Annotated in this window: 10 protein-coding genes; 6 read left to right on the top strand and 4 right to left on the bottom strand. The window is 67.4% G+C overall.

Annotated elements, in window-relative coordinates; all coding sequences use genetic code 11:
• Positions 1 to 12: 12 nt before the first annotated feature.
• The 3 genes from NX774_RS12960 to NX774_RS12950 all read right to left on the bottom strand — a co-directional run bounded on the left by NX774_RS12960 (position 13) and on the right by NX774_RS12950 (position 3,279).
• The gene (locus tag NX774_RS12960; RefSeq protein WP_258822763.1) at positions 13 to 1,506 is read right to left on the bottom strand and encodes an MDR family MFS transporter; all 1,494 of its coding nucleotides are present in this window, start codon (positions 1,504 to 1,506) and stop codon (positions 13 to 15) included.
• 47 nt (positions 1,507 to 1,553) lie between these two features.
• Positions 1,554 to 2,003 (bottom strand): MarR family winged helix-turn-helix transcriptional regulator, encoded by a 450-nt coding sequence (locus tag NX774_RS12955; protein ID WP_258822590.1) that lies wholly within the window; start codon positions 2,001 to 2,003, stop codon positions 1,554 to 1,556.
• Positions 2,004 to 2,247: 244 nt separating this feature from the next.
• A complete protein-coding gene (locus NX774_RS12950) occupies positions 2,248 to 3,279 on the bottom strand; it encodes an asparaginase (protein WP_258822589.1) in 1,032 nt (343 codons plus the stop codon).
• Between the two features lie 268 nt (positions 3,280 to 3,547).
• On the opposite strand from NX774_RS12950, the gene NX774_RS12945 reads away from it, so the two are divergent.
• Positions 3,548 to 3,910, top strand: a complete 363-nt coding sequence (locus NX774_RS12945; RefSeq protein WP_258822588.1) for a hypothetical protein — start codon at positions 3,548 to 3,550, stop codon at positions 3,908 to 3,910.
• 24 nt (positions 3,911 to 3,934) lie between these two features.
• Here the strand turns inward: NX774_RS12945 and NX774_RS12940 are convergent, their stop codons facing one another.
• Complete coding sequence (locus NX774_RS12940) at positions 3,935 to 4,792, bottom strand: pirin family protein (protein WP_258822587.1); 858 nt, start codon at positions 4,790 to 4,792, stop codon at positions 3,935 to 3,937.
• Between the two features lie 425 nt (positions 4,793 to 5,217).
• On the opposite strand from NX774_RS12940, the gene galT reads away from it, so the two are divergent.
• The 5 genes from galT (at position 5,218) to NX774_RS12915 (ending at position 12,992) form a co-directional block, all read left to right on the top strand.
• Complete coding sequence (galT, locus tag NX774_RS12935) at positions 5,218 to 6,312, top strand: galactose-1-phosphate uridylyltransferase (protein ID WP_258822586.1); 1,095 nt, start codon at positions 5,218 to 5,220, stop codon at positions 6,310 to 6,312.
• Complete coding sequence (locus NX774_RS12930; RefSeq protein WP_258822585.1) at positions 6,309 to 7,403, top strand: M24 family metallopeptidase; 1,095 nt, start codon at positions 6,309 to 6,311, stop codon at positions 7,401 to 7,403. The genes galT and NX774_RS12930 overlap by 4 nt, the downstream gene beginning before the upstream one ends.
• Positions 7,400 to 8,497, top strand: coding sequence for a galactokinase (galK, locus tag NX774_RS12925; protein ID WP_258822584.1), 1,098 nt, complete (start codon positions 7,400 to 7,402; stop codon positions 8,495 to 8,497). Before NX774_RS12930 ends, galK begins: the two co-directional genes overlap by 4 nt.
• Positions 8,484 to 10,289 carry a glycoside hydrolase family 2 protein gene (locus tag NX774_RS12920; protein WP_258822583.1) on the top strand — a complete coding sequence of 602 codons (1,806 nt, stop codon included), beginning with the start codon at positions 8,484 to 8,486 and terminating at the stop codon, positions 10,287 to 10,289. Before galK ends, NX774_RS12920 begins: the two co-directional genes overlap by 14 nt.
• Positions 10,290 to 10,379: 90 nt before the next feature.
• Positions 10,380 to 12,992 (top strand): FAD-dependent oxidoreductase, encoded by a 2,613-nt coding sequence (locus NX774_RS12915; protein ID WP_258822582.1) that lies wholly within the window; start codon positions 10,380 to 10,382, stop codon positions 12,990 to 12,992.
• The last annotated feature ends 18 nt before the right edge of the window (positions 12,993 to 13,010 follow it).

Raw genomic sequence — 13,010 nt, 5'->3', positions numbered from 1 at the left:
TAGCTTTCATGGTTATTCGAGGGCGGCGTGGTCCACCTGGGCTGGCGCGGCGCTGCGCTTGGGCGGGCGGATCAGGAGCAGCGCCGGGATCACGGCCGCGGTCAGGATCATCATCAGCCAGTAGTCGTCCACGTAGGCGATCATCGAGGCCTGGCGCGAGATCTCGGCATTGAGCGCGGCAGCGCCGGAGCCGGCCAGCGCGGCGGCCGGGTTGCCCAGCTCCGGGTTGGCGATGGTGACGTGCTCGACCAGCGAACTGTGCGCGATCTGCGTGTTGCGCACCAACAGGGTCTGCACCAGCGCGATGCCGATCGAGCTGCCGATGTTGCGGATCAGGCTGTAGAGCGCCGTGCCTTCGGCGCGCATTTGCGGCGACAGCGTGGCGAAGGTGGCGGCCGACAGTGGCACGAACACCAGGCCCATGCCGATCCCCTGGATCACGCCCGGCCACACGATGTCGCTTTGCGAGAGCACCAGCGTGTACTGGGTCATCTGCCACAGCGAGAAGCCGGTCACTGCAAAGCCGATGCCCAGCAGCAGGCGAAAGTCCACGCGGCCGGTGAGCTTGCCCACCACGAGCATCGACAGCATCGTGCCCAGGCCAGACGGCGCCGTGACCAGGCCCGCCAGCATGGCCGGGTAGCCCATCAGGCCCTGCAGCATGGTCGGCATCAGCGCGCGGGTGGCGAACAGCACCATGCCGACGATGAAGATCAGGAGCAGGCCGGTGACGTAGTTCGAATTGAGCAGCAGCCGGTAGTCGATGAACGATTGCCCGGCCGGGCGCGTGGCCGTGTGGGCGATGAAGTAGGCGGCGCTCATCGCCAGCAGAATCGCCTCGACCCAGGTTTCGGTGGAGCCGAACCAGTCGTTCTGCTCGCCGCGGTCGAGCAGCATCTGCAGCGCGCCGATCGCCACCGACAGCGTGACGAAGCCAAAGGTGTCGAACCTCACGCGCCGCGCTGCCGGCGTGGCGTGGATATAGCGCCAGATGCCGTAGAACGCGATCGCGCCGATCGGCACGTTGATGAAGAATACCCAGCGCCAGTTGTACTGGTCGGTCAGCCAGCCGCCCAGCGTCGGTCCCAGGATCGGGCCGATCATCACGCCCATGCCCCACACCGCCATGGCCGAGCCGTGTTTTTCGCGCGGGTTAATGTCGAGCAGGACCGCCTGCGACAGCGGCACCAGCGCCGCGCCGAACACGCCCTGCAGCATGCGCGCGATGACGATTTCGGTAAGCGTGGCCGAGATCCCGCACAGCACCGAAGCCGCGGTGAAGCCGGCCACCGAGGCCAGGAACACGTTCTTCAGGCCATAGCGGTCTACTAGCCAGCCGTTGAGCGGGGTGGCGATGGCGGCGGCCACGATGAAGGAGGTCAGCACCCAGGTGATCTGGTCCTGCGATGCCGACAGGCTGCCCTGCATGTGCGGCAGCGCGACGTTGGCAATCGTGCCGTCGAGCGCCTGGATCACGGTCGCGAGCATGATCGAGATCGTGATCATGGTGCGGTTGATCGGCGGAGCTCCCGGCGGAGCGGTGGCGGCAGCGCTCACAGCATCTCCTCGATGCGCTCGCGCAGCGATTCGAGCAGGGCGGTGGCGGCGGCCAGTTCGGCTGGCGGCACCTGGCCCAGCACCGAGGCGCGGAAGGCGTCGGCCTGCTTGCGCACCTTGGCGAACAGCGCGCGGCCGGCGTCGGTCAGGTGGACCAGCTTCACGCGCCGGTCGGTGGGGCAGGGCGCGCGCAGCACCAGGCCGGCCGATTCGAGCCGGTCGAGCATGGCGACCACGGACGGGCCTTCCACGCCCAGCTGGTCGGCAAGGGCGCGCTGCGACAGCTCGGTCTTGGACTTGGCCAGGATCGCGATCGTCAGCCAGCCCGACTGGCCCACGCCCAGGTCCTTCAGGCGCGCGTCCAGTGCCAAGCGCCAGCTGCGCGCGGTTGCGTGCAGCACGGTGGAAAAGCGCTCCTGCGGCGTCGGATCGGGTAGAACGGACATAATTCACCATCAAATAGGTAGGTAGCTATCTAGTTTATCGCAAGAAAACGAAATGCGTAAACTATGTGTGCCGGGTGGAAGGTGATTTTGTGACAAACCGGCGACGGATGTCGCAGCCTTGCTGGGGGTTTCGTAGGGTGGGCAGGTCTCCTGCCCACGCGTTCAGATCCGGCAAGCATTCCCCGCCCAAGCGTTCCGATCCGGCAGGCCTTGACTGAACGCGTGGGCGGGAAACCCGCCCACCCTACGAAAAGCGCGCCCGGGTCAGCTCGAACAGCGGCCGAATGTCCCCCGCCACCGTGCCGCGCGCATTCTTGATGGGCGGCTGGCGATAACGCTCCAGCACCGCGCGAGCGTGTTCGTCGAGCAGGCCAAGCTGGTCGAGCACGCGGTAGGTGGCCGTGTGCAGCGCGCGGCTGCCGCCATCGGCGATCTTGATCGCGATGCCAAGCCCCGCCGAGCGCACGCCGATCGCCTGCACCGCATCAGCACCGATCTTGCAGACCCAGTCGCCGCGCCCGGCGGTCATCAGGTGCAGGTCGCTGCGCTCCTCCCCGGACACCAGGTCGGGCCGCGCGGTCATCGCGTCGAACAGCGGACCGAATGCCGCGCCCAGCCGCGCGTCGCGCTCGCCCTGCGCCAGCCGCGCGTACAGGTGCGCAAGCAGCGACAGCGGCAGCGCATAGTTGGGCGCGGAGCAGCCGTCGATGCCGCACGCCAGCGCCTGCGCCGGCAGGCCCGCGGCCTCGGCCAGCCGCGCGCGGATCGTCAGCTGCAGCGGATGGCGCGGATCGACGTAGCGCGCGGTGGGCGCGCCGTGCAGCCGGCACCACGCTAGAAATCCGCTGTGCTTGCCGGAGCAGTTGTGGTGCAGCGCGCTCCAGCGCCGGTCCGCCGGCGGAGGCAGGTTCACCATGTCGTAATACAGCGGGACCTGGCAGCCGCACTCCAGGTGCTGTTCGTCCAGCCCGATCTTGCCAAGGATCGCGCGCACCACCTGCACGTGCTTCTCTTCGCCCGAATGGCTGGCGCACAGCAGCGCCACTTCGTCGCGCGACAGGCTAAAGCGATCGGCGCCGCCATCGAGGATGAAGGGCAGCGCCTGGAACGGCTTGAGCGACGAGCGGGTGAAGGTCAGGTAGCTTGCGTCGCCGGCGGACCACAGCAATCGCCCGTTGACATCGACCACCGCCACCGAACCCATATGCACGTTCTCGGTGGTGTAGCCGCTGTCCGGATAACCGCGCGTGGTGGCGACGAGGGGAATCGTATGCATGCTGTGGTCTCGCTCCATGTGCAAGCGAGCACTGTAGAACAAAGCGCCGCGCAAGCGCGCCCGTCACGACGGCTTGTTCCGCAAATCGCGCACTTCATCCCGCGTTTTGCGCACTTCAGCCGGTTGGCGCTTGAGGCGCGCGCTGCGCTGGCTACACTGTCATCATTCGCCAGGCTAATTACGAACGCGCCCGGCGAAATTGAACGACGTGGACCGCCCTGCATCGCGGTGCGGTCCGTCCCCAAATTTCACCAAAAGGATGAACATCATGCGCATGACCCACGTATTGGCCCTGGCCGCCGCCGCCACCGTTTCGCTGTCCGCTTCGGCCGCTCCGGCTGCTACCAACGTTGACGCCACCGTCAATGTTTCCGCTCCGGCGGTCCACGCCAGCTATCGCCTGGACCCGTCGCAATTCAAGGCGGTGCAGGGCGCCTACGCGCTGGAAGACGGCCGCACGCTGCACGTGACCGCCGACCATCGCAAGCTGTACGCCGAAGTGGATGGCGAGAAGACCGAGATCGTGCCGGTCGCGCCCAACCGTTTCGCCTCGCGCGACGACGCGATGCGCCTGAACTTCAACAGCGATTCGCTCGCCACCGACGTGACGATGAACGTCGCCGTACGCTAAGCCGCGCGCCACGGCGCGCCGCGTTCAGTGCGGCGCGCCGAACTTCCCGGCCTGGTAGTCGTTGATGGCCTGGATGATTTCCTCGCGCGTGTTCATCACGAACGGACCGTGCGACACCACCGGCGCGCCGATCGCCTCGGCGTGCCCGAACAGCAGCAGCGCGTCCGACTCGGCCGACAGGTCGAGCGCGTCGCCTTCCGCATTCAGCTCGGCCAGGTGCAGCGGCTCGACCTTGTCCGGCCCCACCTCGACCATGCCGCGCACCACGTACAGGAGCACGCTGCGGCCCGTCAGGCCCGTCAGCAGCAAGCGCGCGCCCTTGGAAAGCGCAATGGTGCTCATGAAGACGCCGGTCAGCGACTGCACCGGTCCCGTCACCCCATTGAACGTGCCCGCCACCAGGTTGACCACGGCGCGCCCGTCGTCCACTTCGATGGCGGGGATGTCCTCGCGCTGCAGGCCCACATAGGCCGGCTCGGCCATCTTCAGGTGCGGCGGCAGGTTCACCCACAACTGCAGGATCTCGAGCGGACCGCCGTGGCGCAGGAATTCGCGCGGCGAGATCTCGGCGTGGATGATGCCGCGCCCGGCCGTCATCCATTGCACGCCACCGGCCCGGATGATGCTTTCGTGGCCGGCGCTGTCCTGGTGCGTGAGCATGCCATCCAGGATGAAGGTCACGGTCTCGAAACCGCGGTGCGGGTGCGGCCCGAACGGCAGGCCCTGGTTGTGCGGCGGGTAGGTCTGCGGGCCGTGGTGGTTCAGGAACAGGAAGGGATCGACCTGGTCCAGGTGCGGGTTCGGCAGCGGCCGCTGGGTCAGCAGGTCGCCGATGTCGTCGCGCACTGCCGGGTGCACGCGCTTGATGGTCCTTTGGCTCATGTTCTTGTTCTCCGTGGCTTGGGTCGTTGGCAATACGATACTCCAAGCCGCGCGCGTGTGCCGGAGCGGGAAGCGCTGTTCCAACGCCGTTAACTCATCTGTAGTGCACTCTGGCCTGTAGGCGTCCGCCGCACGGAAACCCGTAAAAACGCCCATTCGTTTTGTAAGCCCAGGACTACGTCCTTGGCCGAGCGGCGCGTGCAACGTCGCGCTGTGCAACGCCTTCCCTCTGGGCGGCGCGGGCCACGGCCTGTTCCGTTGTCGCGCGGTAGCACACCCGGCTTTACCTATAGAAATTGCAATGGTTATGCACGGAAAAAGTGGTGAAAACTGCATGATAGGATCGGTCCCCAGCCGCGGTGCGTTGCCAAGGAAGGTCTTTGCGGCGTGCCTCCAATTCACATGCTCGACATTCAAACGATGCCATGCATTTCAAAGAATTAACCAAGCCGGACGGTCGACACCTCACTCTCTACAGCAACCAGCCCATACCGGACGGGATCGTGGCCCCGAGCCCGTTCGCCGACCCGCAGCATGCGAACCCGCACCTGCGCTGGCACCCGTTGCGAGGCGAATGGGTGACCTACGCGGCCTATCGCCAGAATCGCACTTACCAGCCGCCGCCGCAGTACAACCCGCTGGCGGTCACGGTTGATCCCGCGCACCCGACCGAACTGCCGCAGGGCGAGTACGAAATCGCCGTGTTCGACAACAGATTCCCGTCGCTGTCGTTCGAGTCGCACGACCCGCCGGTACTGACGGTGCCCACCGCGCCCGCCAACGGGCATTGCGAAGTGGTCGTGTTCACGCAGGACCCGGTGTCATCGCTGGGCGCGCTGCCGTTGTCGCGCATCGAGTTGCTGCTGGCCGTATGGGGCGACCGCACCACGCGCATCGGCGGCCAGCACCACATCCATTACGTGCTGCCGTTCGAGAACCGCGGCGCCGAGGTCGGCGTGACGCTGCACCACCCGCACGGGCAGATCTACGCCTATCCGTTCGTGCCGAGCGTGCCGGCGCGCATGCTGGCGCAGGAGCGCGAGTACTACCTGCAGCACGGCACCAGCCTGTTGTGCGACATGGCGCGCGACGAGGCGGCCGACGGCAAGCGCGTGCTGTACGAAGGCGAACACGCGATCGCATTCGTGCCGCCGTGCGCGCGCTATCCGTACGAGGTGTGGGTGATGCCGACGGCGCCGTGCAAGGACTTCGCCGCGCTCACCCCGCCGCAGCGCGAGGACCTGGCGCGCGCGCTCAAGACCGTGCTGCTCAAGTACGACCACCTGTGGGATCGTCCCTTCCCGTACCTGATGACCTGGTACCAGGCCCCGACCGACGGCGGCGAGCATCCCGAAACGCAGCTGCATGCCCAGTTCTTCCCGCCGTACCGCACGCGCGACCGGCTCAAGTACCTGGCCGGCACCGAGATCGGCGCCGGCATGTTCGCCATGGACGTGCTGCCCGAGACCACCGCTTACGAGCTGCAGCAGGTGCCGGCGAACCTGGAGGAGAGCGCATGAGCGAGGCAGTGGCAATCAGGAGCGCGGAGGCGCTCGAAAAGCTGGCGCTGCTGCGCACCGCCCTTGACCAGGCCGGCGCCGGCGCGATCCGGCTGCGCGGCACCGACTGGTTCGCGTGGATCACGGCGGGCGGCTCCAACACGGTGTTGATGGCCGCCGAGACCGGCGTGGCCGAGGTGCTGGTCTCGCGCGAGGAAGCCTGCGTGCTCACCGACGAGATCGAGGCGCAGCGCCTGCGCGACGAGGAAATTCCCCCGGGGTTTGCGTTCCACGTGGTGCCGTGGGCCGAGCTCGAACTGCGCGAGCGCTACGTGCTCGAGGTGGCGGACGGGCGGCCGGTGCTGTCGGATCGCCCGGTGGCGGCCGAGCAGGCGTTGCCGGCCGCGCTGCGCCAGCGCCGCCTGGTGCTCTCAAGCGACGAGCAGGAACGCTATCGCGCGCTGGGCCGCGAGTCGGCCGAGGCAATGACCGAGGTCTTGCACCTGGCGCGGCCCGACTGGACCGAATACGACCTGGCCGGCGCCGGCGCGCAGGCGCTGTGGCGGCGCGGCATCCACCCGGCGCTGGTGCTGGTGGCCGGCGAGCGCCGCTTGCCGCTGTACCGCCACGCCACCCCGTCCGGCGAGCGGCTCGGCCAGCGCGCCATGCTGGTGTTCTGCGCACGCCGCCACGGCCTGTACGCCAACCTGACGCGCTTCGTCAGCTTTGGCCCCGCCAGCGGCGACCAGCAGGACCTGATGGCGGTCGAGGCCACCGGCCTTGCCGCGATCAAGCCGGGCAATTCGCTGTCCGCGGTGTACTTCGCGTTCGAGCAGGCCTACCGCCACGCCAACCGGCCCGATGCGATCCGCGAGCACCACCAGGGCGGCATCACCGGCTACCTGTCGCGCGAGATCGTGGCCACGCCCTATACCGCGACCGAGCTCGAGACGGGCATGGCGTTCGCGTTCAACCCGAGCTTCGTGGGCACCAAGATCGAAGACACCTTCGTGCTCGGCGCGGACGGACTGGAGAACCTGACCTGCGACCCGGCCTGGCCGGCGCTGGAAGTGCAGGGCCGCAAGCGGCCGCTGTGGCTGGAGGTGACATGACGAGCAGCGATACCTTTTTCGGCGGCGCACCCGACGTGGTGGCCTCGGCGCCCGGCCGCGTGAACCTGCTGGGCGAGCACACCGACTACAACGACGGCTTCATGCTCCCGGTTGCCACGCCCCAGCACACCACGGTGGCGATGAAGAAGAGCGGCGACGGGCATTTCTACTTTTACTCGTCCACGCTCGACACCGGCATCGATTTCCCGGAAGGCGGCAGCCCGCCGCCGGGCTTCGGCAGCTACATCGAGGGCTGCATCCGTTTGCTCCAGTCCGAGGGCATCAAGGTGCCGGCGCTGCGCGTGTACGCGTCGACCGAGCTGCCGGTGGGCTCGGGCCTGTCGTCCTCGGCGGCGCTGGAAGTGGCGACTTTGCGCGCGCTGCGCCAGCTGCTCGGCATCGAGCTGGACGACGTGAAGCTGGCACGGCTGGCGCAGCGCGCCGAGATCGAATACGCGCGGGTGAACTGCGGGATCATGGACCAGATGGCGTCCAGCCTGGCCGACCGCGGCCACATGCTGTTCATCGATGCGCGCACGCTCGAGCACCGGCTGGTGCCGCTGCCGCCCGACGCCGAGATCATCGTGCTCGATTCGGGCGTGGCACGCAAGCTCGCCGCCAGCAAGTACAACGAGCGCCGCGCCGAATGCGAGGAGGCCGCGCGCAAGCTCGGCGTGGCCTCGCTGCGCGACGTGACAGATCCCGAATCGGTCGAGCAGCTTCCCCCGCCGCTGCGCCAGCGCGCGCGCCACGTGGTGCGCGAGAACCTGCGCGTGCTCGAAGCCACGCGCGGCGTCTCGGCCGAGCGTTTCGGCGAACTGATGAACGCATCGCACGCCAGCCTGCGCGACGACTACGAGGTGTCGATTCCCGAGCTCGACGCGCTGGTGGACGCGCTGCGCGCCGCGCCCGGCGTGTACGGCGCGCGCCTGACCGGGGCCGGCTTTGGCGGCGCGGTGGTCGCGCTGTGCCGCGCGGGGCAGGCCAGGCAGGCGGCGCAGGCTGCGCTTTCCGCATACAACAAGCATGAACGAGCCGGCCGGATCCTGATCCCGGTGCCAGAGCAAGGAAAGGAAAACAATGAGCCAGTTTGAGTATCCCCGCCCGCAGCTGGTGCGCGACCAGTGGATGAACCTGAACGGCAAGTGGCGCTTCCGCTACGACGACGAGGGCCAGTTCAAGCTGCCCGGCCAGGTGAGCGGCTGGACCCACGAGATCAACGTGCCGTTCGCGCCGGAGACCGAACTGTCGGGCATCGGCGACACCGGTTTTCACCGCGCCTGCTGGTACCAGCGCGAATTCGAGCTCAAGCCCAGCGCCGGGCGCACGGTGCTGCACTTTGGCGCGGTCGATTACGCATGCCGGGTGTGGGTCAACGGCCACCAGGTGACCGAGCACGCGGGCGGGCACACGTCGTTCTCCGCCGACATCACGATGGCGATGCACGCCGACGGCCGCCAGGTGGTCACGGTGTACGTCGAGGACGACCCGTTCGACCTCGAAAAGCCGCGTGGCAAGCAGGACTGGCTGCTCGAGCCGCACTCGATCTGGTACCCGCGCACCACCGGCATCTGGCAGACGGTATGGGTGGAGCAGGTGTCGAACACGTACATCGGCACGCTCAAGTGGACCCCGATCTTCGAGACCTTCGAGATCGGCTGCGAGGTGTTCGCGGCCGGCGATATCCCGACCGAGGACATGTTCGTCGAGGTGAAGATCTGGCATGGCCGGCAGCTGCTGGCGGACGACAATTACAAGGTCGTGTCGGGCGAGGCGAATCGCAAGATCGCACTGTCGGACCCCGGCATCGACGACTCGCGCAACGAGCTGTTGTGGAGCCCCGAGCGGCCGACCCTGCTCGACGCCGAGGTCACGCTGCGCGTGGACGGCCAGGTGGTGGACCGGGTGCGCTCGTACACGGCACTGCGCGCGTTCGCGATCAATCGCGACCGCCTCATGCTCAACGGCCGCCCCTACCAGCTGCGCCTGGTGCTGGACCAGGGCTATTGGCCCGAGTCCTTCCTGACCGCGCCGTCCGACCAGCACCTCAAGCGCGACGTCGAGCTGGCCAAGCTGATGGGCTTTAACGGCGTGCGCAAGCACCAGAAGATCGAGGACCCGCGCTACCTGTACTGGGCCGACCGGCTGGGCCTGCTGGTGTGGGAAGAGATGCCGTCGGCCTACCGCTTTTCGCCCAAGGCGATCACGCGCATGGTGCGCGAGTGGACCGAGGCGATCCACCGCGACTACAGCCACCCGTGCATCGTGGTGTGGGTCGCGTTCAACGAATCGTGGGGCGTGCCGAACCTGACGCTGACGCAGGCGCATCGCAACGCGGTCGAGGCGCTGTACCACCTGACGCGCACGCTGGACGCGACGCGCCCGGTGATCGGCAACGACGGCTGGGAGGCCTCGGCCACCGACATCCTCGGCATCCACGACTACGACTGCAATCCTGAAAAGCTGTGCGAGCGCTATGCCGTGTCCGATCCGGTGCGCACGCTGTTCGACCAGCGCCGTCCCGGCGGGCGCATCCTCACGCTCGACGGCTTCCCGCACCGCGGCCAGCCGATCGTGCTGACCGAATTCGGCGGCATCGCGTTCGACCCGAACGCGACGCCGGATGACAAGACCTGGGGCTACACGCGAGCCCACACGGACGAGAGCTATCTCTCGCTGTACCGCCGGCTGCTGGAGGTGGCCAACACCACCTTCATGTTCAGCGGCTTTTGCTATACCCAGTTCGCCGACACCTTCCAGGAAGCGAACGGCCTGCTCAATGCGGACCGTACTCCCAAGCTGCCGCTGGAGGTGATCAGCGCCGCCACACGCAATGTCTCGCTCGAGAAAAAGGATGTGGAGGAGGGAACCGGGCCCGGCGCATGACCTGCACCCTGGTGCAAGGCGGCCGGCCCATGTGCGACACAGACCGATTAACCGCACGCCTCGCGAGCGCGGGGCGGTAAAGGAGTCATCATGCCTTCGATCGTTGTATTCAGCCACCTGCGCTGGGATTTCGTCTTCCAACGGCCTCAGCACCTGCTGACGCGCCTGGCGCAGCACTATCCGGTCCTGTTTGTCGAGGAACCGGAACATGATGACGGGGAACCGTATCTCGACAAAAGCAGCCCGGCGCCCGGCGTGACCGTGTGCCGCGCGCATACGAAGGTAGCGGCCGGGGGCTTTCATGACGACCAGATCCCGCTGCTGCAACCATTGCTGGCGGACCTGCTACCGCCCGGGGAGCGCCCGATCGTCTGGTTCTACACGCCGATGGCGCTGCCCCTGCTGCAGGGGCTCAACCCGAGCCTGGTGGTGTATGACTGCATGGACGAGCTGGCATCGTTCAAGAATCCGCCCAAGCAGCTGTTGCAGCGCGAGACGGCGCTGCTGAACCTGGCCGACCTGGTGTTCGCCGGCGGCCCGAGCCTGTACGAAGCGAAGCGCACGCGCCACCACAGCGTGCATTGTTTCCCGAGCAGCGTGGACGTGGCCCACTTCGGCCAGGGCCGCGACCGGAGCCTGAGCCATCCGGCGCAGTCCGCGATCCCGCATCCGCGCCTGGGTTTCTACGGCGTCATCGACGAGCGCTTCGATACCGGCTTGGTAGAGGCGGTGGCCAAGGCCCATCCCGAATGGCAGATCGTGCTGGCCGGGCCGGTGGCCAAGATCGGCGAACATGAGCTGCCGCGCCAGCCCAACATCCACTACATGGGGCAGCAACCGTATGAGGCGCTGCCGCAGTTCCTGGCGGGCTGGGACGTGTGCCTGCTGCCGTTCGCGCTGAACGAGGCGACGCGCTTCATCAGCCCCACCAAGGTGCTCGAGTACATGGCGGCGGAGCTGCCGATCGTCTCCACGCCGATCGCCGACGTCGCCACGCCCTACGGCGACGTTGTCGCAATTGCCGAAGGCCCGGCCGAATTCATCGCCGCGTGCGAGGCGGCCCTGGCCATGGAGCCGGCCCAGCGCGCGGCCCAGGCCGAGGCGATGCGCGAGATCGTCGCGCACACCTCGTGGGACGCCACCGCCAGCCAGATGCGCGCGCTGATGGATGGCGCGCCGCCACGGCACGCCGCCAAGGCCAGCTTCGTGCAGCCGGGCGCGGCGGTCAAGGCCGACGGCAGCAAGGTCAATCCGCTGCGCTCGCCGCAGGGCGGGGCGGCGCAGAAGACCGGCACGGTGATCATCGGCGCCGGGCCCACCGGCCTGTCGGCCGCCTACCACCTGGGCGCGAACACCGTGCTGCTGGAGAAGAACGCGACCGTGGGCGGTTGGTGCCGCTCGGTGGACGACAAGGGCTTCACCTTCGATTACGCCGGCCACATCATGTTCTCCAACGACCCGTACGTGCTCAAACTGTACGAGGTCCTGCTGGGCGATAACATGCACTGGCAGAACCGCGAAGCCTGGGTGTACAGCAAGAACACCTACACGCGCTACCCGTTCCAGGGCGCGCTGTACGGGCTGCCGCCGAAAGTCATCACCGAATGCATCATGGGCGCGATCGAGGCGCGCTACGGCAACGCCGACGGCGGCGCGGCGTGTGCGATGAAGCCGGTCGAGGACTGCTGCGGCGACGGCACGGCCGACGTGGCCAATGCGACCCAGCTTGCGCCGAAAAAGCGCGAGGCCGCCAACTTCGAGGAATTCATCTACCGCGTGTGGGGCAAGGGCATCGGCAAGCACTTCGCGATCCCCTACAACCGCAAGCTGTGGACCGTGCCGCTGACCGAGATGGAAACCTCGTGGCTGGGCGGGCGGGTGCCGCTGCCGAACCTGGAGGAAATCATCGAGGGCGCGCTCGAGCCGGTGGGCAAGCCGATGGGGCCGAATGCGCGTTTCGGTTATCCGCTCAAGGGCGGCTTCCAGGCGCTGATGAACGGCTTCGTTCCGCACATCAAGGGCCGGATCGAACTGAATGCCTCGGTGGTGCAAGTGCTGCCGCGCGAGCATGTGGTGGTCATGGCCGATGGCAGCCGCTACCGCTACGACCACCTGGTCTCGACCATGCCGCTGCCCGAGCTCGTCAAGCTGATCGGCGAGCAGGCGCCGGAAGAGGTGCGCCAGGCCGCCAAGGGCCTCAAGCACATCTCGATCAAGTGCGTGAACCTGGGCGTGGGGCGCGAGAACGTCACCGACAAGCACTGGATCTATTACCCGGAGGACAGCATTTTCCATCGGATCTTTGTGCAGGGGAATGCCAGCCCGTACTGCAACCCGCCCGGTGGTTTTGGCCTGACCTGCGAGATATCGTATTCGCCATGGAAGCCGCTGCCGGTGGATGGCCAGGCGCTGATCGAGCGCTGCATCGCGGACTGCCGCAAGGTGACCATGCTGCGCGACGATGACGAGATCATCACCGCCAACATCGTCGACATGCCGTACGCCTACGTGGTGTACGACCACCAGCGCGCCGCCAACGTGCAAACCATCCGTGCCTGGCTGGCGCGCTACGACATCGTGCTCGCCGGACGCTACAGCGAATGGGAGTACTACAACTCCGACCATGCCTTCATCGCCGGCAAGAAGGCGGCCGAGGCCGTCATGGCCGAGCGCGCGCGCGCACAAAAGGTCGGCGCCGAGTAGACTGGTAGGGTGGGCGGG

Source organism: Massilia agilis (assembly GCF_024756255.1).
In the GTDB taxonomy this organism is placed as follows: Bacteria; Pseudomonadota; Gammaproteobacteria; order Burkholderiales; family Burkholderiaceae_D; genus Telluria; species Telluria agilis.
This window is presented reverse-complemented; position numbering and strand designations above follow the sequence as displayed.